Below are 24,490 nucleotides of genomic sequence, written 5' to 3' on the forward strand. Positions count from 1 at the left end.
GGCCGGGCGGGCGCGGCTGCTCGGCAGCCGCCTGGCCCGCGCCGCGCTGGCCACCGCGCTGGGCCGCCGCGACGACGCGCTCCGCGCCGGGATCTGGCAGGCCGACAGCGGTACGGTGACACGTCCCGACGCCGTACGCCGCGGCACCCGCCAGGCCGTCGACCGCGCGGACCTGGCACTGGCCGAGCGGCTGGCCCGCGCCGCCCGCGACGCCGAACCGGGCGGCGCCGCCGACGCGCTGCTGGCCGAGGTCCTCGAATACCGAGGGCACAGCGCCGAGGCCGCCGAAGTCCTGTCCGACGTGCCGCCGCCGGGACCTGAACGCGTCCGCTGGGCCCTCGCCCGCGCCGAGACCCTGTACTGGGGCTCCGGCGAGGTCGCCGCCGCCGAGCGGACGCTGGACCTCGTGTCCGGCGACCTGGCGGAAGGCACCAGGACGTGGATCCTGCTGTTCGACGGGCGGTGCTCCGCCGTGCTGGAGACGGCCAGGCGGCTGGCGGCGGCGGACTCGGCGGACGTCCAGGCCGTCATGTGGGCGCTCGCCGCGGCCACGGCGGCGGCCGGGTTCCTCGGGCGGGCCGCCGACGTGACCGCCTTCCACGACCAGGGGCAGGCCCTGGCGGCACGGCACGGGGAGGACTACCCCTGGAGCGTCGTCCAGCTCGGCATCGCCCGCTGCCTGGCCTGCCTGGCCATGGGGGAGCTCACCACCGCCTGGGACGTGGCGGACGAGGGCTACCGCCGGATCCTGTCCGGGCCGGCGCCGCTCATGTCGGCCGGCTGGGCCGGGTTCCGCGGGCTCGTCGAGTACGCGCGGGGCCGTCCGCTCACCGCCGGCCGGTCGCTCGCCGAGGCGGTCGGCGCGCTCCAGGACCGTGACACCGTCCGGCTGAGCGGCGCCTTCATGGCCGGGCTGGCCGCGGCGAACGCGGTCGGCGGCGACCCGGCCGCCGCACGCACATGGACGGAGGCGGCGGCGCGCCGGGCCAACGGCGCCAACCGCCTGTTCGCTCCATGGGCCGCGCTCGGCGAGGCCTGGGCGCACGCCGCCGCCGGCGTCATGTCCGACGCCGTCGCCTCCGCCAGGACGGCCGCCGCGCTGGCCCGCGACCTCGGCCTGCCCGCCGTGGAGGCGCAGGCGCTCTACGACGTGGCCCGGCTGGGCGCCGCCACCGACCTCGCCCGGCTGGACGAGCTCAGCGCCCGGCTCGGCACCCCGTTCTGCGCCGCCCTCGCAACCGCCGCCCACGGGATCGCCGGGGCGGACGGCGACGCGCTCTGCGCGACCGCGACGGACTTCGCCCGGCTCGGCCACGACCTGCTGGCCGCCGAGGCCGCCACCACCGCCGTGCCCGCCTACCGCCAGGCCGGGCTGGCGGGGCGCGCGGCCATCGCCATGGAACGCGCGGCCGGGCTCAAGGCCCACTGCGAAGGGGCCGCGACGCCGCTGCTCGGCCACGAGTGCACCGCGGTGCTCACCCGCCGCGAACGCGAGGTCGCCCTGCTGGCGGCCAAGCACACCAGCAGGCACGTCGCCGAGCGGCTCGGGCTGTCGGTGGCGACCGTCAACAACAACCTCGCCAGGGTGTACGTCAAGCTCGGCATCTCCACCCGCGCCCAGCTTGCGGTCCTGATGGACGGAAGCGGCGCCTGACGGCCCCGTCGCCGTCGAGGACCGGGCCCCGGACCGTCGCGGGCGTCGCCGTCCGCGCCGACCCAGCGTCGCCGGCTCTACGTCGCCGTCCGCGTCGGCCCCACGCCCTGGCCCTAGCCGCCGACCAGCGCCTTGACCGTCAGGACCTCCTCGCCCGCGGGGCCGTCGAGGCGGACCGACAGCTCCCACACGCCGGACATCGGGAACAGCTCCCCCTCGGCCGCGAAACGGCCGGGGGCGGTCTCCTTGGCGGTGATCTCGGGCGTGGCATGCCCCATGTCGGCCATCACGGACGAGACCGCCACGGTGTCCGGGTCGCCCGATCTCAGGTGGATCTCGACGGTGACCCGTTCGGTGCCCGGCTCGGGGACCAGGACGGTGGCGGCGTAGCGCGTACCGGTGGTGGTGACCTCGATCGGCTCGGCGGCGGCGCTCCTGCCCATGACGAACAGCACCACCGCCGCCGCCACCAGGACGGCGGCGATCAGCGCCCGCCTCATCGCCCGGCCTCCGCGGGGGCGACCTCGACGGTGAAGGGTACGGTCACGATCCGGTCGGCCACGGCGTACTGGGCCCACGCGAGGTACCGGCCGGCTTCGGGGAAGCTGTAGGTGAAGCGCAGCCGGGGGCCGGAGGAGCCCATCTCGTGGATGTGGCCGAGGAAGGAGCCGTCCTGGCTGCGCACGATCAGGTGCCCGGCCATGCCGAGCCAGGGACGGACGGCGCCGGCGGTGCCGAGCTCGATCGTGACCGGCCGCCCCGCGACCGGCGCAGCCGGCCGCAACACCGGGGCGGCACCGGCTTGAGCATCCGGCCCAGTGGTGGGCGCAGTGGTCGGCTCGGCAGCCGGTTTCTGGGCGGCCGGTTTCTGGGCGGCCGGGTTTTGGGCGGCCGGGTTTTGGGCGGCTGGGTCGTCGCCGACTCCGAACTCCGCGGTGAGGAGCTGCCCGCCGGAGTCTTCGCGTTCCAGCTCGGCGTGCGCAAGATACCGCCCCGCCCGGTCGGCCCGCAGCTTGACCTCCAGCCGGCCGGGCGCCGTCCGCAGCGGGTGGACGTGGCGGAAGTAGCGCCCGTCCTCGCTGGTCACGACCAGATGCGCGAGTGCCTCGTGGTGGGCGACGAGATCGTCCACGGGCCGGCCGGTGGATCCGTCGACGAGGTCGATCCGTACCGTGAACTCCGCTCCCACGGCAGGGCGGGCCGGCACCGTCGTCACCCGCGCCTGCGCGAACGGCCGCCCGCCGCTCACCATCGCCCCCGTCGCCGCCGATGTTTCGAGTACGGGCGCGGCCCCGTCGGGCGGCCGCGCGGGCATCATCGGCTCGAACACGATCACCATGGCCGCCAGGGTGACCCCGGCCGCCGCGCCGCCGGCCAGCAGCATCGCGGGGCCCGGCCGGGACAGCGCCCCGGTGAGCAGCCCGCCCACCAGCAGCAGCCCGGCCAGGAACAACCCCCCGTAGATGAGGAGCTCACCCACCGCCGCCCGCTCCACCAGGACGCGGAACGGCAGCACGGCCACCTCGTTCCCGGCGCGCAGGGTCAGCTCGTGCGGGCCGGTCCGGTCCACCGTGAGCTGCGTGTACTGCGGGTCGGGCGCCGCCGTGGCGACCCCCTTCACGGTACGGCCGTCCGCGACAGAACGGATCTCCAACGCGACCGGCAGCGCGGTGACGGGCTCGAAGGCCTCGACGCCGATCCGCAGCGGCCCCGGCACCCGGGTCGTCCCCTTGATCACCACCGTGAGCTCCGTGCCCGCGATCGTCTGGGCGATCCGCAGATCGGCCCCGGCCGAGACGTTGTGCGCCGCGGCCGGGGTCGCGCAGGCCAGCATCAGGACGGCGACGAGGCAGAGAACCCGGATCATGCCCGGTCGGCGTCGATCGCGTCAGGCACGACGGCAGGCGCGGCGGCGGTCACTGCCGCCGGCGCGGTCGCGGCACCGGAAGGCACGGCACCGGAAGGCACGGCACCGGAAGGCACGGCACCGGAAGGCACGGCACCGGAAGGCGCGGCACCGGAAGGCACGGCACCGGAAGGCACGGCGACGGGCGCACCAGCGGACACGTCGGCGGGCACAGCGGCGGGTACGGCGTTGGGCAGGAACAGGGCTCCCAGGGCCAGCCCGATCAGCCCGGCCACGACCGGCGCGCCGGTCCACAGCTCGGGCACCGTGGGCAGCCCGCCCGCCGCCGCCGAAGCGACGATCATGTACAGCGACCAGGTGATGAAGGCGGACAGCCCGGCGAAGGCCCAGTAGGCGCCGCGCCTGCTGGACGACGGCCGCAGCCACCGGATCAGCAGGTCGCCGGCGAAGCCCGCGGCCACGAACGCCACCAGGATCGGCAGGTTCTCGAACTCCGTCTGCGCGCCCGGCATCAGGACGCCGACGCCGTACATGACGGTCATGGACCCGAACGGGAGCGCCCAGCGGCGGATCAGCAGCAGCACGGGGGCGAGGGAGACGACGTTCGTGATGACCATCGCGGCGGCCAGCCGGTCGGCGCCCGAATCCTGCATGTCGGAGAACGCCCGGACGACGCCGCCCGGGCTCCACTGCAGCGCGTCGCCGTACGACAGGAACAGCGACACCAGCGTGGTGGCGAACGAGAACCCGATCAGCGCGGGGAGCAGGCGGCCGAGGCGCGGCCGCGCGCCCAGGTCGGGGGCGTTCCAGGCCGAGCGCAGCGGCGTGGTGATGATCAGCAGCATCGTCACGATGAGCCCCAGATGCGAAGGGCTGAACAGGATGTCGATGGTCGTCTCGATGCCGAGAAGCGTGTGCCACAGCATGTCGGCGACGCCGAACGCGGCGAACGCGGGCACCGCGACCAGCCCGGCCAGGTACCCCATGGGCACCGCCGCCAGCCCCTGACGGCCGGTACGGACATTGCGCCACACCTGCCAGATGATCCAGCCGGACACCGCGGCGAACCCGGAGTAGAACACCGCGTGCCATGGCGTGAAGAACGTCTCGAGATCGGTCCGGTTGGTGTGCGCCCACGCGTCGATCATCAAGCCGACGCCGAACCAGAGCCCCAGCAGCGCGGTGACCAGGTCGGTCCGGAGCGACACCCAGCCGCGTGCCTCTCCGGAGTCCGCCAGTAATCGCCGGATGCCGGCGTTAGCCAAAGCCACTTCAGTCTCCTTGCGTCGAATCGGGTCAACCTTGATCAACAAGTATCGCAGAGCCGTTTGACGCGCAGGTGAACTCACGCGTCAGCGCCTGCGGGCGCCCGGGGTACGCCATGCCCACAGTCTGGACGATAGATAGAGATCGTGATGTTTCGGGCGGCAAGGCATGTGAGCGCGTGCAGGCACCTGCGGCCCCTTGCCAGCCCTTGCGGGTGCGGCGGCGTGGAAAATTTCCGCCGTTTCCGTCACATTTATCCCGCCTGCATCGTCATACCAGCGACCTCGGCCCAAGGCCGATGACAACGGCATGACCCGACGGGCGGACCCCCGCCCGCGCCGACTGAGGAGTGGAACAGATATGACGAGCACCGACCTGCGCAACGCGGTGGTGGACGGCCGGGTGCTGCTGCCCGGCGACGACGGGTTCGAGCAGGCGGCCAGGCCCTGGAACTTCTCGGTGGAGCAACCGGTGGCCGCGGTCGTCGAGGCCGGGACCGCCGGGGACGTCGCGGCCGTCGTCCGGTACGCCGGGCGGTCCGGCCTGTCCGTGGCCGCCCAGCCGAGCGGCCACGGCGCCTCGGGCGACACCGACGGGGTGATCCTGCTGCGCACGGGCGGACTGGACGGCGTCGAGGTGCGCCCCGAGGAGCGGCTGGCCCGGGTGGGCGCCGGCGCGAAGTGGGGCCAGGTGCTGGCGGCGGCCGGGCCGCACGGCCTGACCGGGCTGGCCGGCAGCAGCCCCGTGGTGAGCGTGACCGGCTACACGCTGGGCGGCGGCCTGAGCTGGTTCAGCCGCAAGCACGGCTTCGCGGCCGACAGCGTGCGCTCCTTCGACGTCGTCGGCGCCGACGGCGAGCCGGCCACGGTGACCGCCGAGTCCGACCCGGACCTGTTCTGGGCGCTGCGCGGCGGTGGCGGCGACTTCGCGCTGGTGACCGCGGTCGAGTTCGAGCTGCACCCGGCGCCCCACCTGTACGGCGGGCGGATGATCTGGCCCGGCCACCGCACGCACGAGGTGTTCGAGGCGTTCCGCGAGCTGACCGCCGACGCGCCGGACGAGCTGGCCGTCTGGTTCAGCCGGGCGCAGTTCCCGCAGGCTCCGCCCATGGTCATGCTCGACCTCGCGTTCCTGGGCCGGGAGGACGAGGGACGGGCGCTGCTCGGCCGCCTGGACAAGATCGGCGATGTGATCGCCGACAAGCGCGGCCCGGTGGCCGTGGCCGACCTGGGCGACATCACCGCCGAGCCGACCGAGCCGTCCGCCGGGCGGTCCCGCGCGGAGCTGCTGACCGGGCTGGACGACGCGGCGGCGGCGACGCTGCTGGACACGCCTCTGGAGCCGGTGCTCGCGGTGCAGGTCAGGCACCTGGGCGGGGCGCTGGCCGCGGCCCGTCCCGGCGCGGGGCCGAGCGGGCCGGTCGCGGAGCCGTACCTGCTGTACATGCTCGGGCTCGCGCTCAACCCCGAGCTGTCCGGGGCCGTGGGCGCCAGGCAGGGGCGCTTCGCCGAGGAGCTGGGGTCGGCGGTGAGCGGGCGCAAGCCGTACACGATGCTGGCGCGGGGGGAGCGGGCCGCGGACGCCTTCACCGCGGAGGCGATCGGCCGGCTGCGTGAGATCAAGCGGGCCCGCGACCCGCAGGGCGTGCTGCGCGCCAACTTCCCCGTCCTCGCCTGAGCCCGGCTAAAGGATCTGGCCGGCGGCGAACGCGTGGCTGCGGCGCACCAGGTCCCAGACCGTCTCCAGCTCGTCCTCGTCGCGCGGCCCGTACAGCATGATCAGGGTGGGCGGGCAGCGGCCCTCGACGGCCACCGGGTGCAGCTCGCCCCAGCCCTTGGCCACCGCCTCCGCGGCCTCCCCTTCCGGCAGCAGCAGGTGCAGGCTGCCGTCGAGGAGGCCGTGCAGGTGGGCGAACTCGGTGGAGTCGCGGACGAACGCGGAGTCGGGCCCGAACGCGTGGCCCGGCTCCATGTGCAGGGCGCGGGTCTCGGGCAGCGACACGACGCTGGCCCCGGTGCGTACGTGGTCGAGCGCCGACATGCGCCGCCACAGCTCTTCCTGCAGCTCCTCGGGAGCGGTCTGGTCGAGCTGCTGGTGCGGGATCTCGGGGCTGGTCATGGGACGTTCGCCGCAGCGCTGCTGAAGAGCGTACGGAGCGGTCATCTCTGGATGTTTAGTGCTCACACTGAGTTATCATACAATTACTATTTGACAGCTCCGCTGGTGATGCCCGAGATGATCTTCCGCTGGGCGACGGCGAACACCACGACCAGCGGCAGGCTCATCAGCACCACGTAGGCGAAGATGAGATGCCAGTTGTCGAGATAGAGACCCGCGCTGGCCACCTGGAAGAGGTTGAGCGGCAGCGTGTCAAGCCGCCCGCCGATGACGAAGAAGGCGTAGAAGACGTCGTTCCAGACGTACAGGCAGACCAGGATGGTGGCGGTGGCCAGCACCGGCCGCAGCAGGGGCAGCACCACCAGCCAGAAGACCTTGAACGGGCCCGCCCCGTCCATCTGGGCCGCCTCCTCCAGCGAGGCCGGGATCGTCCGCACGAAGCCGGTGACGAAGAAGATCACCGTGGACAGGTAGATGCCCATGTAGACGCCGATCATCCCGACCGCGGTGCCCGCCAGGCCGAGCTGGCGCAGCAGCAGCACCACGGTCACGACGGCGGGCGGCAGCACGATGCCGCTGATGGCCAGCGCGTACAGGACGGCGTTGAGCCGGGTGCCGCGGCGGGCCAGGATCCACGCGGCCATCGACCCGAACAGCAGCACCCCCGCCACGGACGGCGCCACGACGAGCAGGCTGCCGAGCGCCGCCCGCGGCACCTCGCCGTCGGCCCAGACCTGGGCCAGGTTCTCCAGCAGGTGCCACTCGCTGGGCAGGGACAGGTCCGGCGTCAGCGCCTCGCCGCGCGACTTGGCCGCCGTGACCAGGACGAGCCAGAGCGGGATGCCGATGGAGGCGGCGACCAGGACGGCCGTGACCACCGGCTGCAGCCGCGTCCAGAGCCGCGCGTCGCTCACGTTCGCGGATCTCACAGGACCTCCTCACGCTTGCGCAGGAAGCGGATGACGGGAAAGGCCATCAGCGCCACCAGCAGGAACAGCACCAGGCTCATCGTCGTGGCCTGCGCGAACAGGCCCTGGCCGAAGGTGCGGTAGATGAAGATGTTCAGGATCTCCGTCGTACGCGCCGGGCCGCCGCCGGTGGTGGCCTGCGCGATGTCGAAGCCGTTCATGGAGCCCAGCAACGCGGTCGCGACGTTGAACGTGATCGCGGGCGCCAGCAGCGGGAACCGGATCGCCCAGAACGTCCGCCACCGCGTCGCCCCGTCGATCCTGGCCGCCTCGGTGACCTCCTCCGGGACGGTCTTCAGCCCCGCGAGGTAGATGAGCATTGACAGCCCCATCCACTTCCAGGAGTGGATCAGCGCCACGACGACGACCGTCCACGTGGTGTCGCCCAGCCACGCGTAGTCCACCGTGGTCCCCAGCAGCGCGCCGAGCAGCTGGTTCACGCCGCCGGCCGGCTTGAGCAGGGCCTGGAAGACGTAGCCGACGGCGAGCGCCGACATCAGCACCGGGATGAGGAAGAACACCCTGGCCACCCGGTTGAGCCGGGTGTCGCGTTCGAGGAGGACGGCCAGGCCGAAGCCGAAGAGGTTCTGGAAGAGCGCCACCAGCACGGCGTACACGACCGTCACCCGCAGCGAGCGGAACAGCGTGCCGTTCCCGGCCAGGTCGGCGAAGTTGTCCAGGCCGACCGGGCGGATCTCGCTCTTGAAACCCGACCAGTCGGTGAAGGCGTAGATGAAGTTGAACAGGGTCGGCAGGAAGAAGAACAGCAGCAGGATGGCGAACGCGGGCGCCATGAACCACATGGGGTGCGTACGCCGCCTGACGGCCGCGCGCGGCGGCCGGCCGCGGGTCCCGGGACGGCGCGTGGCGCTCTCCCGCGTGATGGTCAGCATGCGGTCGCTCCTCAGAAGCCCGGTGCCCCGGCCGCCTTGGCGAGCTGGGCGAACTGCTCCTGCGTGGCCGAGGCGACCTTCTCCGGCGTCATGGTCCCGGTGATCATGTCGGCCAGGTTCAGGTAGAGGTCGGGGTTGGCGATCGCCAGCGCCTGCATCGAGCCGACCGACGCGGGCAGCGAGGCGTGCACGTCGAGCAGCGCCTGCGGCACGCCCTGCGGGCTGGGCACCGACGGCTGCAGCGAGACGGTGTTGCGGTCGGCCACGAAGTCCCCGTAGCCGGGCCCCATCCAGAACGCCAGGAGCTGCCGCGCCGCCGCCTCGCGCCGGGCGTCGCCCGTCTTGAACGCCACCAGCGCGTTGGACTGGTCGGGGATGAACGTGCCGACGTTGCCCGACGGCGAGATCGGGAAGAAGCCGATCTTCTCGTTCAGCGCCGCGGTGTCCGCCTTGGCCTGGAGCTGGCCGAAGAACGAGTTCACCTGCACGACCATGGCCGCCTTGCCGGCCAGCAGCGCCGCGCCCTGGTCCTCGAACGTGGCGGTCTTGATGTCGGAGTTGAACAGGCCCGCGTCGATCAGCGACTTGTACGTCTTGATCGCACCGAGCACGGCCGGGCCGCCGAACGTCTCCTTACCCGTGTTGATCTTCTCCCACAGGCCGTCCTTGGCCGCGTCGGCGAGCTGGACCTGCACCCACCACTGGGTCGCCCACTTGTCGCCGGCCATCTCGAAGAACGGGGTGACCCCCTTCGACTTGAGTGTGCGCGCCAGCGTGACCATCTCGTCGAAGCTCTTCGGCGGATCGGTGATCTTGTTGGCGGCGAACACCTCCTTGTTGTAGTAGACGCCCTCGACGGCGGGGCTGGTGATCAGCGCGGCGTACCGCGTGCCGTCCAGGAGGCCGGTGATGTCGCGCAGGTCCGGCGCGAGCTGGGGCAGCCAGGGCGCGCCGTCGAGCGGCTGCAGGTTCGCCTTGGCGTTGATCGCGGTCAGCATCGACGCGGTCGGCTGCCAGAAGGCCAGGTCCGGCTTGTCGCCGGTGGCGACCTTGGTCTGGATGCCCTGCTCGTACGGGTCCGGGATCGTCACGACCTCGACCATGGCCCCCGTGGCCTGCTGGAAGGACTCGACGACCCGCTTGGGCACCGTGTTGCTGTTCTGCGCCGCCCAGATCGTCAGCTTGACCCCGTCGAGTTTCGCCCGCGGGTCGGCCCAGGCCGAGGCGGCGGCCGTGCCGTCAGGGGCGGCCGTCGTCTCGACGGAGGGGTCGCTGCACGCGGCGAGCCCGAGCGTGAGCGCCGCCGCGGCGGCGAGGGCGGTCCATTTCGTCTGCATCGTGGTCTCTTTCGGGAGGTGACTTCAGGAAGTGGCGGCGGGACGGAGGTGGAGGATCCGGGCGGAGAGCGGCTCATCGCCGTGCGGGGTGAGCGTCAGCACGCCCGTTTCGGGTTCCCAGTGGTGGTCCCAGGCCGGCAGGTGCAGCGGGTAGTGCACGCCGAGCTCGATCGGGCCGCCACGCAGGTGCGCCAGCTCCAGTCGTACGGACTCGGGATGCGCGGACCCAGCACGGCCGGGCTGCTCCGGGGCGCGGTGCCAGACGCCGAGATGGGTGGTGTCGCCGGCGCGCAGGCCGAGGGCGAGCCAGGCGTCGTCCCAGCCCGGCAGCCCGAGCGGCCACACCGGCGTGGCCCGCGCCAGCTCGTGCCGGATCGCCCGGTGGACGGCCACGGCCGTGCGCACCGACTCAAGCTGCGCCGCGCTCATCCCGTCCAGATGGCCGGACAGGTAGAGCCGGCCCAGCATGCCGGTGCACAGCGCGAACGCCAGCTCCTCCGCCGGCATCCCCGGCTGCGGGTAGGCCCAGCTCGCCGACTGCTCGGGCAGCACCGACATCGGCGCGGCCACCGCGATCGGCGGGTAACGGCGAAAGTCCTGCTGGTCGCTCGTGGACTGCAGATGCAGCCTGGACAGCAGCGCGTAGTCCATCCGCATCGCGCCGGACGCGCAGTTCTCCAGGATGAGGCCGGGATGCCGGGCCAGCACCCCGTCCAGCCACGCCAGGTGCGCGCGGTTGCAGGCCAGCAGGCCGTCCCCAGCACTGTCGGCGTCCAGGTCGGTGCCCGCGCCCGGGTCGATGTTGTAGTCGAGCTTGAAGTAGCCGACGCCCAGCTCCTCCACCAGCCGGTCCACGACCTGGTCCAGGTGCGCGACCGCGCGGGGATGGCGCAGGTCGAGGTGGTAGCGGCCGTGCTCGGCCAGCCGTACGCCGCCCCGCTGCAGGAACGCCTCCGGCGGCAGCTTGTCGGCCATCGGGCTGCGCACCCCGATCACCTCCGGCTCCAGCCACAGGCCGGGCACCATGCCGAGGTCCCGGATGTGACCGAGGACCTCCTCGATGCCGCGCGGGAACCTGCTCTGCGACGGCTGCCACTCGCCGACGCTGTCCCACCAGGCGCCGTCGTCGTCGTACCAGCCGGCGTCCACGCAGAACACCTCGGCCCCCGCGCCCGCCGCGGCCTCGATCAGCGGCCGCAGCTTGTCCGTGGTCGGGTCGCCCATCAGCGTGTTCATGTAGTCGTTGAACACCACCGGCAGCCGCTCCCTGTCGGGGTGCGGCCGGACGATGGCCCGCCGGTGCCCGGTCAGCGCCGCCGCGGCCCCCTCCAGGCCGCCGTCGGACACCGCGACCGACACCGGAACCGTGGTGAACGACTCGCCGGGCGCCAGCCGCCGGTGCCACTGGTGGTCGATGTCGGTCGGGCCGAGCAGCGCGACGTAGGGGCCGCCGAGCCGCTCGCCGACCTCCCAGCGCCAGGCGCCGTTGTGCTCGATCTGCCACAGCCACGCCCGCCCGCTGTCCCGGTCGATCAGCCCGCCGGTCGGCAGCCGGCTGCCGGTCGACCAGGTGCCGGTGCTGACGACCGCGAGCAGGCCGCGGCCGTCCTGCCCGTGCGCGGGCAGCTCCAGATCCGGTACGGCGTGCGCCCGCAGCGGCTCCCGGGTCCAGCGGCTCTCGCCGAGCCATTCGCTCTCGGCCCGGACGACGTCGGCCGAGTCCACCGAGCCCGCGAACGCGGCGGCGAACGAGGTCACCCCCAGCAGCAGCACGGGCTCCTGACCGCGGTTGGTCACCCGCGTCCAGGCCTGGAAGGCGGCGACCCCGTCCGCCGAGCGGAAGAACACCTCGGCGTCCAGCCCGCTGCCCGCGTCGTGCAGGTCCAGCCGCAGCACGTGCCACCGGCCCTCCCTGCGCTGGTCGCAGCCCCGGTAGACGAGCCGCTCACCGGCCGCCGTCCGGGAGAAACGGTGCGAGGCGCGCGCCCGGCCCGCGCCCGGGAGCAGCAGCTCCACCAGCGGCTGCGCCGCCCTGGGCCGGTGCTTGGCAGCCCCTGACCCGCCGCAGGTCACGGACCGCACGCCGACCGGACCGTCGGGTGAGACGTCCAGCACGACCCGGAGGTTCGGATGGCCCCAGACGACGCTGGTGTTCATGGACATCAAGCTGCTGCTCCCTGTGCTTCTAGCCGACCGGTGCGGCGATCTGGATGAGGTCGATGTCGGGCGCGTAACCGGCGGACGCGTTGCCGAACGTGATCGTGTTGGCGCCCGCGGCGAGGGTGACGTCGACGACCGTGGTGCGGTAGTTCGACCAGCCCAGCGTGTTGCGGAAGTAGTGACGTACGGAGGCGCCGCCGTTGACCGAGATGTCGGCGTAGCGGTCGACGATGTTGGTGTTGTAGTTGGTCGCGCCCTCGCCCAGCTCGCCGTTGGCGTACGTGACGACCATCCGGTAGCGGCCCGCGGCCGGGACGGTGACGTTGTTGAAGCGCAGCGTGTTGCCCGCGCCCGCGCCGACGAAGCCGACGTAGGAGCCGCCGGACGCGGCCGAGTTGGCCGACACCCTGGCCGCGCCGCTCAGCGTGTTGGCGGTGGACTCCGCCTGGTAGGACGTGATCGTCCCGGTGGTCGCGGCGAGGTCGAGGTAGTCGACGTTGACCGCGTCCCGGTCGTCGGAGGCGTAGGCGTTGACCTCCAGGCGGTTGATGCCGGCGGTCAGGAACACCTTGGTCGTGACGGTGTTCCAGGTGTTCCAGTCGGCGGTGCCGGGCAGCGTGACGTCGGTGAGGTCGCGGCCGTTGAGCCGGAGCCGGACCGAGCGGCTCGCCGGGGCGCCGGTGTACGGGCCCGCCGAGTAGCGCAGCGCGGCGTTGTAGTAGCCGTCGGACGGGGCCGTCACCACGAATTTGGTGCTCGCGGTGGTGCTGCCGCCGTACCCCTCGGTGAAGGAGGTGCCGGAATAGCCGGTGTTCGGGCCGTACGTGACCCGGGCGGAGCCGGACAGCGTCGCGTACTCGGCCTCGTAGCGGGAGCCGGCCGGCGACACGTCCTTGTCGGGGGTGACGATCACGTGGTACGCCGATGAGCCCTTCAGCCCGGTCAGCGGGATCGTGATCTGGCCCCCGGCGGGGGTGTAGTCGGACTCGGTGACGCGGTAGGGCCCGGGGGAGGGGTTCAGCCCGGTGCTGTCGACGCCCCAGACCGTGGCGTGGACCCGGCTGCCCAGGTCCGCCGGGATGCCCTTGACCAGGAGGTTCGTGTCATAGGTGCCGCTCGCCGGGTTGTTGCCGCCGAAGATCACCCGCGCCTGCTTCTTTGCCGGGTCGTACGCCGCCAGCGCCTGGAGCGAGCCGCCGGCCGCGGGCGGGGTGACGGCCACGGTGGTGCCGGTCAGGTCGCCGTACCACTTGTACAGCCACCAGCCGCCGGTCGCCTGGTTGTTCCTGGTGACCAGGTCGTTGAGTCCGCCGGCCGTCGTCCAGTACGCCAGGCAGCCGTCGACCTTGCTGTTCTCGAACCTGGCCACGAACTGCACCAGGTTGCCTGGCACGCCCAGGTCGCCGGAGAAGCGGCCGTACTCGTTGATGGTGATGGGCCGGGCGCTGACGCCGAGCGCGGACTCGATCGCCCGGTAGTCGGCGTAATGGGCGTTCCAGCCGGTGAAGAAGTCGTCGCCCAGCTCGTGCCAGGTCGTGACGTGGGGGAGGACGTTGTTGTCGCGGGCGAACGTCATGAACGCGCGCAGGTCGGCCGAGCGATAACCGGCGAAGTTCGGGCCGGCGATGCGGGCGGACGGGTCGATGGAGCGGATCTTCTGGTAGACGGCCTTGTAGTCGTTGAGGAAGGCGGTGAGGTTGCCCGCGTACCAGATCTGGTCGGGCTCGTTGAACGGGACGTAGACGTAGGAGGAGCGGTACGGGTCGGCGACGACCTTCCGCGTCATCGTGTCCACCTTGGCCAGGTAGTCACTGATGCCGAGGTTCTCGTACGGCCACTGCTTGTACACGTCCTGCAGGTAGATCTGGATGTCGCGGCCGCCCGCGCGCTTGAACATCGGCGCGATCTTGAGCGCGTCGCCGTTCGGATGCTGCAGGCCGTCGGGCGCCTTCTGGGCGGTGACCTGCGGTTTGAGCGCGGCGAGCATGGTCTCGTTCGGGATGCCCTCGTCGCCCAGGCCGTACAGGAAGCCGGTGGCGCCGTAGCGCAGCGCGCCCGTGCTCGCCGCGAGGTCCACGACGATCTGGGATGCGGCGAGCCGGGCCGCCGCCGTGGTGGGCGCAGCGGGCAGCGCGCTCATCACGATGGCCGCCGCCAGTGCCATCGACCAGGCATGTTTCCTCCTCATGATCGGACAACCTCCTTGCGATGGTGGGCTGTCAGGCCCGTCGGGGGGTACATGGAGGTGCGGGATGTGACCGGTCACATCTACTGATGCATGAGTGTGATCGGTCACATGCAGAAGAAAAAGAGGGTGTTACCAGGTTGTTACCGGGAAATGTCGCCCGGGTGGGATGGATTGATGGCTACAAGTGTTGGCCTACACTTGTTGTCATGCCTTTCACCGAGCGCTCGGCCGCGACCAGGACCTCCATCCTCGCGGCCGCCAGGAAACTGCTGATCGAGCGCGGCTACGAGGCCATGACGATCCGCGCGGTCGCCTCGCTGGTCGGCGTGGACCCGTCGATGGTCATGCGCTACTACGGCAGCAAGGCCGGGCTGTTCAGCGCCGCCGTGGACGTGGACCTGCGGCTCGACAAGGTCCAGCAGCCGCCGCCGGACCGGATGGGGGAGCTGCTCGTCCGGCACTTCCTGGCCCGCTGGGAGGGCGACCTGTCGGACGACGTGCTGATCCTGCTGCTGCGCTCGGCGAGCACGAACCCGATGGCCGCCGAACGCATGCGGGAGGTCTTCGAGACGCAGATCGCCGCGTTCGTGGCGCGGGCGACCGGTGCGGACGACGCCGCGTACCGGGCGGGGCTCGTCAGCACGCAGCTGCTGGGGCTGGCCCTCACCCGCTACGTGCTGGAGTTCCCGCCGATGGCGAGCGCCGACGTCGACGCGCTGGTCCGCGACATCGGCCCCACCATCCAGCACTACCTGGCCGGTGCCTGAGACCGCCTGAGACCTCGGGCACCCACCTCGGGCACCCACCTCGGGCACCCACCTCGGGCACCCACCTCGGGCACCCACCTCGGGCACCTGCCTCAGGCACCGACTTGAAGCGCCGCCCGGCACCGGACGTCGGTGCCTGAGGGCGACGCCTGGCCTTGGCGGTAGGGAGGCGGGCTGTGACGAGGTTGTGACGGTGAGGTGCCGGAAACCGGGTGACAGGCGCCGGGATCCGGGCGCACGCTGAGGCTCCGATGGTGTGCCGACACCAAGGGGGACCTCATGATCGACGCCGACAGCGTGGCGAAGTACGACCTGCCGGGCCACCTGCGGTCCGTGCCGGACGAGATCGAGGCCGCTGGCCTGCCCGTCACCGGAGCCCTGCCGCCCGAGCTGACCGGCCGCTACGTCCGCAACGGCCCCAACGCCCTGCCCGGCCAGACGATCGCGCAGCCGTTCGCGGGCCCCGGCATGCTGCACGGGGTACGCCTGCGCGAGGGCCGCGCCGACTGGTACCGCAACCGGTGGGTGCGCACGGGAGCCTTCCAGGGCAGGAGCTTCGTGGGCCAGGACGGCCGGCTCGACCTGACCGCCACCTCGGCCAACACCCACGTGATGCGGCACGCCGACCGCATACTCGCCCTGGTCGAGGTCGGCCTCCCGCACGAGGTCACGCCTGGGCTCGACACCGTCGGCCCGTGCGACTTCGGCGGCCGGCTCACCACGGCCATGACCGCGCATCCCAAGCTCGACCCGGTCACCGGCGAGCTGCACTTCTTCGGGTACGGCATGCGGCCCCCATACCTGACCTACCACCGCCTCGACGCGGCGGGCACGCTCGTGCGCAGCGAGGAGATCGAGGTGCCCGCGGCCACGATGATGCACGACTTCGCCATCACCGAGCACTACGTGGTGTGGCTGGACCTTCCGGTCACGTTCCAGTGGGGGCTGGTCGGGGGGCCCATGCCGTACGGGTGGGACGACGCCTACGGCGCGCGGCTCGGCGTCATGCGGCACGACGAGCCGGGCGCGCGGGTGCGCTGGTTCGGGATCGATCCCTGTTACGTCTTCCACGTGGGCAACGCCTGCGAGGACGCGGAGGGGCGGATCGTGCTGGACGCCGTACGGTATGCGCCGGCCGACTTCGCCGCCATGTGGAGCGTCGCCCGCAGCACCACGGACCTGACGATCGGCGCCGGACGTTCCCTGCTCCACCGGTGGATCCTCGACCCGGCCGGCACTGGCATCACCGCCCGGGAGGAGCCGCTCGACGACCGTTCGGTGGAGATGCCGACCATGGACGACGCCCGCGTGGGCCGGCCCGCCCGCCACCTCTACACGGTCACCGGCGCCGCACCGAACAGCCCGGACGACTGCTCCATCGTCAAGTACGACACCGAGTCGGGCAAGAGCACCTCCTTCGACCTCGCGCCGGAGGTGATGATCGGCGAGGCGGTGTTCGTACCGGCCACGGACGGCCCGCGCGGGGAGGACGACGGCTGGCTCCTGTCGATCGCCACGCTGCGCGACGGGAGCGCCTCGCAGCTCCTGGTGCTCGACGCCACGGACCTGGCCGCCGGGCCCGTGGCCTCGGTGGAGCTGCCGCGCGGGGTGCCGACCGGCTTCCACGGCTCCTGGCTCCCTGACCTGGCCTGAAGAGCGGGCACGCCAAGGTCCTTTTCCCCGAGGTGCGGCAGGCTCGGCGCATCTCGTGAGGGAGGTCTGGCGCATGTCGTGAAAGCGTCAGGCGCATGTCGCGAGAGGCGTCGGGCGCCTGACGTGAGGTGCGTCAGGCGCATCTCGCGAAGGGCGTCCCGGCAGGGGTCGCGAAGGGCGTCCGGTGCGCCTTTCTGTTCAGCGGGTGGAGCGGGTGCGGGAGCGGTAGCCGGCGATCTTGGCCAGGTTGCCGCACCGGTCCATCGAGCACCAGCGCCGCCGCCGCGCCTGGGAGTCGTCGAGGAACAGCAGGGAGCAGCCCGGGTTCTCACACTCCTTGACCCGCTGGATGAGCGGCCCGGAGGTCAGCAGCACCGCGTCCCTGGCGACCGTGGCCAGCGCGGCAGCCGCAACGTCGCCCCCGGTGGCAGTGGCCGGCACAGCCGGCGCGATGTGCGCCGCCTGCCGCCGCAGGGCCGGGCCCGCGGGCGTGAGGACGAGTTGGGGCGCGAGGTCGGGACGGGCCGCCGCGGTGTTGACCTCCGCGACATCCGCGTGATCCGGAGCCGCCCCCCGCATGGCGGCCGTCAGCATGCGGTAGAGCGCCTCGCGCAGCGTGCGGGCCCGCGCCAGGTTGAGCGGCGTGATCTCGCCCGGCTCAGGGTGCAGCCCGGACTCGGCGATCCACCGGCCGAGAGCGGCGGGATCGGGCAGCCGCTCGAAGGAGTCCGCGTGCCGCTTGCCGAGGGTGGCGGCGAAGTCCAGGCAGGCGCGCCCGCCGATGAACGGGAACGCCATCCGCGGATCGCCTGAAGCCGGAGAACTGGTCATGCCGAGATCCTACCGGGTTGACACCGGTTCATAAGGTGTTCCAAGATGACACCCGTTCAACAGGTGTCAATCGAAGGCGGAGACGTTATGCGTGCAGTGCGGATCGATGAGTTCGGTGGGCCGGAGGTTCTGGTGCCCGTACAGGTGCCGGATCCGGTGGCGGGCCCGGGTGAAGTTCTGGTGCGGGTCGAGGCGGCGGGGGTCAACCGGGCGGACGTGCTCCTCCGCTCCGGTTCCTACCACCGGGCGGGACGGCCGCCGCTGATCCCCGGCTTGGAGGCGGCGGGCACCGTGGCCGCCGTCGGCGCGGGCGTGACCGGCGTCGTGCCTGGTCAGCGGGTTGCGGTGCTGGGCGCCGGTCTGTACGCCGAGCTGGCGGCGGTGCCCGCAGGGCGGGTGGCCCCGCTGCCCGACGGCATCGGAATGGCCGAGGCCGCCGCGCTGCCCGTCGTCTGGCTGACGGCGTGGTACTGCCTGCGCCACCTCGCCGGGCTGGAGGAGGGGGAGACGGTGGTCGTGCAGGCGGCGGCCAGCGGGGTCGGCAGCGCCGCGGTGCAGATCGCAGCCGGGCTCGGCGCGCGGGTGATCGCGGTGGCCGGGTCGGCGGATAAGGCGTCCTGGGTCGCGTCGCTCGGCGTGCGCGACGTCGTGGACGCTTCGGCGGCCGATCCGGAGAAGGAGGTCGCGCGGCTGACCGGCGGGAGCGGCGCCGAGGTGGTGCTGGACACCGTGGGCGGGCCGACGTTCGCCCTCAGCCTGCGGCAGGCGGCGTACGCGGGCCGGGTGGTCGCCCTCGCCAACGTCGCGCTGCAGCCGAGCACCATCGACACGCGCGACTTCTACCCCAAGAACGCCACCATCCGCGGTTTCCAGCTCACGAACCTGATGGAGCACGGCTACGACCCTCGCGCGGACCTGCGCGAGATCGCCGCACGGGTCGCGTCGGGCGCCTACCGGGTGCCGGTGGAGGCCGTCGTCCCGCTGGAGCGGGCGCACGAGGCCCACGAGCTGCTGGAACGGCGCGGCAACCGAGGCAAGATCGTCCTCTCCGTACGCTGAGAGCCGACCCGCCTCCCGGGCGCAGCCGACCTGCCGGCCACCCGCCCCGCCCGCAGTCCGCCTACCGGTGGGGCGTCCGCCCCACCGGTCGTCCGCCAGCCGCCTGCCTGCCCGTCGGAAACCCCCATCCCCCTCCTTCCCGGAGCGCGTAGCGGTCGCTATTTCTCATGTAGCGCCTCCCGATCGAGAACATCGTCAGACGGTTCAGATCGGGAGGAAAGTATGACCATTCTCGTGACCGGCGCGACAGGGACGGTCGGTCGCCAGGTCGTGGCGCAGCTCGTCGAGCGCGGCGCGCGGGTTCGGGCATTGAGCAGGAGCCCGGAGGCCGCCGCCGCCAGGCTGCCCGCCTCCGTGGAGGTGGCCTACGGGGACCTGGCCGTGCCGGAGTCCCTGGCCCCCGCCCTGGAGGGCGTGACGGGTCTGCATCTCATCACGTTCGGCGGCGGCAGCGACGGCCAGGCGCCTCTCCAGACCGGTCGCGAGCTCGTCGCGCTGGCCGAGAAGGCGGGCGTGTCGCGAGTCAGCGTGCTGAGCGGGTGGGACGAGAGCTCGGTCGAAGAGGCCCTGCGGAGCGGGAGCGTGGGCTGGACGCAGGTGCGGTGCGTGGAGTTCATGGCGAACGCGTTCGACTGGGCCCCGTCCATCCGCGCGGAGGGTGTGGTGCGGGTCTTCGGCGATCATCCGGGCGCCGTGGTGCATGAGGCCGACATCGCGGCCGTGCTCGTGACCGCACTGGGGGAGGAGGGGCACGCCGGACGGTCGTACGCGCTGACCGGGCCGCAGGCGCTGACCCCGGCGCAGCGGGTGCGCATCCTCGGCGAGGCCCTCGGGCGTGAGATCCGGTTCGAGGAGCTGAGCGAGGAGGGGTACCGCGCGTCCATGCGGGCGTGCGGGGTGGACGAGGACATGATCGAGTTCGGGGTCCAGCTGGGGACGGAACCGCCCGAGGAGAGCTCCGTCGTGCTGCCGACCGTCGAGCAGGTCACCGGCAGGCCGGGGCGCACGTTCGCCCAGTGGGCCACGGAGCACGCGGCCGCCTTCGCGCCCGAAATTTCCCGATAAAGCCTCACGCAAAGGACAACAGCAATGACCATTCGCCCGTTCCGCATCGACATTCCTCAGCAGGACCTGGACGATCTTCGTACCAGGCTGGCCATGACCCGCTGGCAGGGGCAGCTTCAGGGGACCGGCTGGGAGCGCGGGGTTCCCCTCGACTATCTCAAGGACCTGGCCGACTACTGGCGCACCGGCTACGACTGGCGCGCGCACGAGGCCCGGCTGAACGAGCTGCCGCAGTTCACGACGACGATCGACGGCCAGAACATCCACTTCGCCCACATCCGCTCGGACGACGAGTCCGCGCTGCCCCTCATGCTCCTGCACGGCTGGCCGGGCTCGATCGTGGAGTTCCTGGACGTCATCGAGCCGCTCTCACGCGACTTCCACCTCGTCATCCCGTCCCTGCCCGGCTTCGGCTTCTCCACGCCGCTGTCCGGCCCCGGGTGGGACGCCGCCCGCGTCGCCAGAGCGTTCACGCACCTGATGGCGATGCTCGGCTATGACCGGTACGGCGTGCAGGGCGGCGACTCCGGCGCGTTCATCGCTCCTGAAATGGGCAAGCACGCCCCGGAGCGCATCGCCGGCATCCACCTCAACGCCGCCCTCACCTTCCCGATCGGCCAGGAAGGCGAGATGGACGACCTGACGGAGGAGGAGCGCCGGCGCTGGAGCGCGATGGAGAGCTTCAACGACGGCTACCTTCAGACCCAGTCCAAACGCCCCCAGACCGTCTCGTACGGGCTGCACGACTCCCCGGTGGGGCAGCTCGCCTGGATCATGGAGAAGTTCAAGGAGCTGACGGAGCCGGTCGACGGGCTCCCCGAGGACTCGCTCGACCGCGACCTCATGCTGACCGACGTCACCATCTACTGGCTGACCGGCACGGCGGGCTCGTCGGCGCAGTTCTACTACGAGAACATGAACGCCGCCGACTGGTCCGACTCCAGCCCGGCCGACTGGTCCGCCACCGATGCGGGCTCGGCCGAAAGCCCTTCCGGCGGTGACTGGGACGGCGCAACCTCCGATGCGGGCGCCTCGGGAGCGGACTGGGCGGCGGCCGTGCGGGGGACCGTACCGACAGGTGTGCTGGTGTCCAAGGCCTGCGACGTCACGATCCGCCCGTGGGCCGAGCGGGATCACAACATCGTGCATTGGGCGGAGTACGACCAGGGCGGCCACTTCTTCGCCGCCGAGCAGCCGCGCCTCTTCACGGAGGACGTCACCGCCTTCTTCGCCAAGCTCCGCTGACGCGCTTACCGCACCCGCGACGTCGTCATCCGGCTTCCGATCGGGTGGAGGCAGGCCCGCGCCCGAGCGTCCGATCGAGGGCGATGCGGGTGAGCCAGCCCAGCCCGGCCGTGAAGAGCGGCGGCCACACGATCGGCCCGAAGGTGTAGCCCACCAGCACCAAGAGTGGGATCCACGCGCGGTTCACAGCCTGGTAGAGGACACCGGGCGGGCGAACCCCGGCGAGCCGCGTCAGATCGGGCAACACGAAGAACACCAGCGCGGCGGCCGTGGTCGGCAGACCGTACTTCTGGCTCTCGAAAACAGCGAACGCGGCCAGGAACAGCGCAAGCGCGCCCCAGGCAACCCTCTTCAGCCAGCCGCCCACACCGGGGGTGCGCGGCGATGCGGCGTCGCGCGGGAGTTCAGTCGTCACGAGCACAGCGTATCGATGACCTTCCTTGGAACGCGAGCAAAGTATCGCGTTCTGGGTCGGCCCCTCTCGCCGAAGAGGAGAAGAGGGGGCATCGAGAGGGGGTGTCGACGTCTCGCTCCTCGCCCGGGGCGAGCGCCTGGCCGCCCTGCGCCGGCACGGCGTGCAGTTCGCCAAAGGAGGCAGCCCGGCCGTCAGCGCGGGTGCCGGTGCCCGCGCGCAGTCGGCCGGCCGGGTTCGTGCTGGGCCGAGTTCGTGCTGGGCCGAGTTCGTGCTGGCCCGGGTTCGTGCTGGGCCGAGTTCGTGCTGGCCCGGGTGGCGGGGGGCCGCGATAGGTTGCCCGCCATGACCGAACTAGGGTCCGTCACCTGGCCACCTGCCCCGATCAGGACCGATCGGCTCGTGCTCCGCGAGCCCGAGGCCCGGGACCGTGCGGCGTTCATCGAGCTGCTGGCGTCGCCAGAGGTGCACACCTACCTCGGCGGCCCCCGCCCGCGTGACGAGCTTGAGCGCGTGCTGCCCGAGGCGCCCGGACGGTGGCCCGGGAGTTTCGTCGTCGATCTCGACGGGGCGATGATCGGCCAGGTCCTGCTCAGGAGAGCAACGGGGCACCGTCGCCCCTCTGCCGAGGGGAAGGCCGATCTCGGCTACCTGTTCCTGCCCCGAGCATGGGGGTTCGGGTACGCCGCCGAGGCATGCGCGGCGGCACTCGACTGGTTCGACGGCGTCCTTCCCGGCGAGCCGGTGGTGCTCACCACCCAGACCGCCAACGCCGGCTCGATGCGCCTCGCGGCGAAGCTGGGGTTCACCGAGGTAGAGCGGTTCCAGGCGTGGGACGCCGAGCAGTGGCTCGGCCTGCGGTCCCCGGTCACGCCGTCCGCTTGATGACATACTGGTGGAAATCGATCGGTATTCCTGGCCTTCTAGTCTCCCCGTGCGCCCGCCCAGGGCACTCACGCCGTGGCCGGATGCCTCACTCGCTGATGGCCCATGGCCGACCCGGCAGTCACACATTCGTCGCGTCATCCGAGGACGGCATCGGAAAGTCCGATCCCTGACCCGCGCCGTACCTGGCCCGCATCATGTGGACGGCCTCGTCCACCACGTGGTCCATGGACGCCTCGTCGGGCGCCCAGTGCGGGAGCAGCATCCGCGGCCAGAACACGTAGTTGGAGATCATCCCGAGGAACTGCGTGGCGGCCAGGTCGAGGTCGTCCACCACGATCGTGCCCGCCGTGCGCTCAGCCTCCAGATAGCTGCGGACGGACTCGAAGTAGGGCATCTTGCCGCGGTTGAACTGGGCTTCGGCCAATTCCGGGAAACGCGGCATCTCGGCGATGACGATGCGGAACAGGTCGGCCATGTCCGGGCGGGTGAGCAGGGCGACGTAACGGCGGCCGATCACGGTGAGCCCGGCGACGGGGTCGCCCACGGGTGGCTGGGCGCCGTCGTCCGCACCGGTCCGCCACGAGGTGGTGACGATCGCGTCGAACAACGCCGCCTTGGTCGGGAACTGCTTGAACAGCGTCGCCTTCGACACCCCCGCGGCCTCCGCGACCTTGGCCAGCGAGGTCCCGGCGTACCCGGAATCGAGGAACAACCTGGTCGCGGCACCCAAGATCGCTTCCCTCTTCTGCTCCGCGACGCGCCGGTGGTAGGCCGAAGGTTCGGTCGTCATACCCCCATCCTAGGCGAGGTGAGCCACTTGACTCACCATCTCTGGATCGCATAGCGTCCACGGTGAGGCGAGTCGCTCGACTCACCAATAGGGGAACACCCATGGGACGCTTTGAAGACCGCACCGTGCTCGTCACCGGAGGCACCGGCGGGCAGGGGGCCAGCCACATCCGCGCCTACCACGCCGAAGGCGCCAACGTCGTGATCGCCGACATCGCCGAAGAGCGCGGCCTCGCTCTCGCCGCCGAACTCGGCGACCGCGCCCTGTTCGTCCGCCTGGACGTCACCGACGAGCAGTCCTGGACCGCCGCCGTCGCGGCTGCCGAGGAGCGCTTCGGTCCCCTGTCGATCCTGGTCAACAACGCCGGAGTGCAGAACCCGGCAGCCCCGATCGAGGCCACCGACCTGCGGGTGTGGCAGCGGATCCTCGACATCAACCTGACCGGCGCCTTCCTGGGCATCAAGGCGGCCGTCCCGTCGCTGCGCCGGGCCGGCGCAGGCGTGATCGTCAACATCGCCTCCACCTCCGGCATCGGCGGGACCGCCTTCTACGCCCCCTACGTCGCCGGCAAGTGGGCCGTCCGCGGCCTGACCAAGACCGCCGCCCTGGAGCTGGGCCGTGACGGCATCCGCGTCAACGCCATCCACCCCGGCGTCATCGCCACCCCGTTCATCACCGAACCAGCCGCCGGCAGCGACGCCCCCATCTCCGACTTCTACTCACCCGAGCCTTTCGCGATCCCGCGGATGGGGGAGCCCGCCGACGTCACCCGCCTGCTGCTGTTCCTCACCTCCGACGAGGCGTCCTTCGCCACCGGCTCCGAATACGTCATCGACGGCGGCCTCCTGCTCGGTCCGGCGCTCAAGCACGACGCCGCCTGACCCACCTCGCGAAAGGACCATCCGTGGACCCCGCCGTCCGCCGGGCGATCGAGCTCACCCCCGCCGCCACCACCCGCGACCGCATCATCGACATCACCACCACCGGCCGCCGCACCGGCATCCCCCGCCGCATAGAGATCTTCTTCTACCGCGCTCACGGCGAGACCTACCTGTGCAGCGGCACCCAGGGACGACCGACCGACTGGTATGCCAACCTCCTGACCCACCCCGACTTCACCTTCCACCTCAAATACGGTGTGAAAGCCGACCTGCGCGCCAGGGCCATCCCCGTCACCGACCCGGCCGAACGCCGCAGGGTCCTCACCGAGATCGTCGCCGACCTCAACCAGCCCCACAACCCCGGCACCATCCCCCAGCCCACCCACCTGGAGGACTGGCTTGACAGCAGACTCGCGAAAATCACCTTCCCCGGACCGGACCTCTAGCT

At 71.8% G+C, this 24,490-nt stretch carries 22 protein-coding genes; 10 read left to right on the forward strand and 12 right to left on the reverse strand.

The genetic code is table 11. The features are described 5' to 3' along the window. Positions 1-1,654: LuxR C-terminal-related transcriptional regulator (locus ABEA43_RS46015; RefSeq protein ID WP_345572398.1), on the forward strand; the 1,654-nt coding region annotated here is incomplete at its 5' end. Between the two features lie 113 nt (positions 1,655-1,767). On the opposite strand, the gene ABEA43_RS46020 is transcribed toward ABEA43_RS46015, so the two are convergent. From ABEA43_RS46020 to ABEA43_RS46030, 3 genes are read right to left on the reverse strand one after another with little or no spacing between them, the layout of a single operon-like run. Beyond that, on the reverse strand, positions 1,768-2,154 hold the full coding sequence (locus ABEA43_RS46020; RefSeq protein WP_345572399.1) for a hypothetical protein: 387 nt from the start codon (positions 2,152-2,154) through the stop codon (positions 1,768-1,770). Continuing rightward, a complete protein-coding gene (locus ABEA43_RS46025; RefSeq protein WP_345572400.1) occupies positions 2,151-3,521 on the reverse strand; it encodes a hypothetical protein in 1,371 nt (456 codons plus the stop codon). The genes ABEA43_RS46020 and ABEA43_RS46025 overlap by 4 nt, the downstream gene beginning before the upstream one ends. Then, complete coding sequence (locus ABEA43_RS46030) at positions 3,518-4,792, reverse strand: hypothetical protein (RefSeq protein WP_345572401.1); 1,275 nt, start codon at positions 4,790-4,792, stop codon at positions 3,518-3,520. Before ABEA43_RS46030 ends, ABEA43_RS46025 begins: the two co-directional genes overlap by 4 nt. A 355-nt stretch (positions 4,793-5,147) precedes the next feature. Here ABEA43_RS46030 and ABEA43_RS46035 point away from each other — a divergent pair, with 355 nt between their 5' ends. Beyond that, positions 5,148-6,464, forward strand: a complete 1,317-nt coding sequence (locus tag ABEA43_RS46035; RefSeq protein WP_345572402.1) for an FAD-binding oxidoreductase — start codon at positions 5,148-5,150, stop codon at positions 6,462-6,464. 6 nt (positions 6,465-6,470) lie between these two features. Here ABEA43_RS46035 and ABEA43_RS46040 read toward each other — a convergent pair whose 3' ends face one another. From ABEA43_RS46040 to ABEA43_RS46065, 6 genes are read right to left on the reverse strand one after another with little or no spacing between them, the layout of a single operon-like run. Continuing rightward, a complete protein-coding gene (locus ABEA43_RS46040) occupies positions 6,471-6,950 on the reverse strand; it encodes a luciferase domain-containing protein (protein ID WP_345572403.1) in 480 nt (159 codons plus the stop codon). A 41-nt stretch (positions 6,951-6,991) separates the two neighbouring features. Further along, positions 6,992-7,834, reverse strand: a complete 843-nt coding sequence (locus ABEA43_RS46045) for a carbohydrate ABC transporter permease (protein WP_345572404.1) — start codon at positions 7,832-7,834, stop codon at positions 6,992-6,994. Next, complete coding sequence (locus tag ABEA43_RS46050; protein ID WP_345572405.1) at positions 7,831-8,766, reverse strand: carbohydrate ABC transporter permease; 936 nt, start codon at positions 8,764-8,766, stop codon at positions 7,831-7,833. The genes ABEA43_RS46045 and ABEA43_RS46050 overlap by 4 nt, the downstream gene beginning before the upstream one ends. Positions 8,767-8,777: 11 nt before the next feature. After that, positions 8,778-10,103, reverse strand: coding sequence for an ABC transporter substrate-binding protein (locus ABEA43_RS46055; RefSeq protein ID WP_345572406.1), 1,326 nt, complete (start codon positions 10,101-10,103; stop codon positions 8,778-8,780). A 24-nt stretch (positions 10,104-10,127) separates the two neighbouring features. Further along, complete coding sequence (locus ABEA43_RS46060; protein ID WP_345572407.1) at positions 10,128-12,260, reverse strand: glycoside hydrolase family 36 protein; 2,133 nt, start codon at positions 12,258-12,260, stop codon at positions 10,128-10,130. A 28-nt stretch (positions 12,261-12,288) separates the two neighbouring features. After that, positions 12,289-14,451: a CBM35 domain-containing protein gene (locus ABEA43_RS46065; protein ID WP_345572408.1), complete on the reverse strand. Its 2,163-nt coding sequence runs from the start codon at positions 14,449-14,451 to the stop codon at positions 12,289-12,291. Positions 14,452-14,657: 206 nt separating this feature from the next. Here ABEA43_RS46065 and ABEA43_RS46070 point away from each other — a divergent pair, with 206 nt between their 5' ends. Then, the gene (locus ABEA43_RS46070) at positions 14,658-15,218 is read left to right on the forward strand and encodes a TetR/AcrR family transcriptional regulator (protein ID WP_345572409.1); all 561 of its coding nucleotides are present in this window, start codon (positions 14,658-14,660) and stop codon (positions 15,216-15,218) included. Between the two features lie 279 nt (positions 15,219-15,497). Next, entirely contained in the window at positions 15,498-16,871 is a 1,374-nt protein-coding gene (locus ABEA43_RS46075; protein WP_345572410.1) for a carotenoid oxygenase family protein, read from the forward strand. 198 nt (positions 16,872-17,069) lie between these two features. Here the strand turns inward: ABEA43_RS46075 and ABEA43_RS46080 are convergent, their stop codons facing one another. Continuing rightward, positions 17,070-17,702, reverse strand: coding sequence for a CGNR zinc finger domain-containing protein (locus tag ABEA43_RS46080; RefSeq protein ID WP_345572411.1), 633 nt, complete (start codon positions 17,700-17,702; stop codon positions 17,070-17,072). 87 nt (positions 17,703-17,789) lie between these two features. Here ABEA43_RS46080 and ABEA43_RS46085 point away from each other — a divergent pair, with 87 nt between their 5' ends. The 3 genes from ABEA43_RS46085 (at position 17,790) to ABEA43_RS46095 (ending at position 21,071) form a co-directional block, all read left to right on the forward strand. Further along, positions 17,790-18,761, forward strand: coding sequence for a quinone oxidoreductase family protein (locus ABEA43_RS46085; protein WP_345572412.1), 972 nt, complete (start codon positions 17,790-17,792; stop codon positions 18,759-18,761). A 222-nt stretch (positions 18,762-18,983) separates the two neighbouring features. Beyond that, positions 18,984-19,826, forward strand: a complete 843-nt coding sequence (locus tag ABEA43_RS46090; protein WP_345572413.1) for an NAD(P)H-binding protein — start codon at positions 18,984-18,986, stop codon at positions 19,824-19,826. A gap of 24 nt (positions 19,827-19,850) precedes the next feature. Continuing rightward, on the forward strand, positions 19,851-21,071 hold the full coding sequence (locus tag ABEA43_RS46095; protein ID WP_345572414.1) for an epoxide hydrolase family protein: 1,221 nt from the start codon (positions 19,851-19,853) through the stop codon (positions 21,069-21,071). A gap of 25 nt (positions 21,072-21,096) precedes the next feature. Here ABEA43_RS46095 and ABEA43_RS46100 read toward each other — a convergent pair whose 3' ends face one another. Further along, positions 21,097-21,486 (reverse strand): hypothetical protein, encoded by a 390-nt coding sequence (locus tag ABEA43_RS46100; protein ID WP_345572415.1) that lies wholly within the window; start codon positions 21,484-21,486, stop codon positions 21,097-21,099. Positions 21,487-21,828: 342 nt separating this feature from the next. Here ABEA43_RS46100 and ABEA43_RS46105 point away from each other — a divergent pair, with 342 nt between their 5' ends. Further along, a complete protein-coding gene (locus ABEA43_RS46105; protein ID WP_345572416.1) occupies positions 21,829-22,368 on the forward strand; it encodes a GNAT family N-acetyltransferase in 540 nt (179 codons plus the stop codon). Between the two features lie 121 nt (positions 22,369-22,489). Here the strand turns inward: ABEA43_RS46105 and ABEA43_RS46110 are convergent, their stop codons facing one another. After that, entirely contained in the window at positions 22,490-23,161 is a 672-nt protein-coding gene (locus ABEA43_RS46110) for a TetR/AcrR family transcriptional regulator (RefSeq protein WP_345572417.1), read from the reverse strand. A gap of 101 nt (positions 23,162-23,262) precedes the next feature. Here ABEA43_RS46110 and ABEA43_RS46115 point away from each other — a divergent pair, with 101 nt between their 5' ends. Further along, a complete protein-coding gene (locus ABEA43_RS46115) occupies positions 23,263-24,042 on the forward strand; it encodes a glucose 1-dehydrogenase (protein WP_345572418.1) in 780 nt (259 codons plus the stop codon). Between the two features lie 23 nt (positions 24,043-24,065). Further along, on the forward strand, positions 24,066-24,488 hold the full coding sequence (locus ABEA43_RS46120; protein WP_345572419.1) for a nitroreductase/quinone reductase family protein: 423 nt from the start codon (positions 24,066-24,068) through the stop codon (positions 24,486-24,488). Positions 24,489-24,490: the final 2 nt, after the last annotated feature.

This window comes from Nonomuraea rosea (assembly GCF_039539705.1).
In the GTDB taxonomy this organism is placed as follows: Bacteria; Actinomycetota; Actinomycetes; order Streptosporangiales; family Streptosporangiaceae; genus Nonomuraea; species Nonomuraea rosea.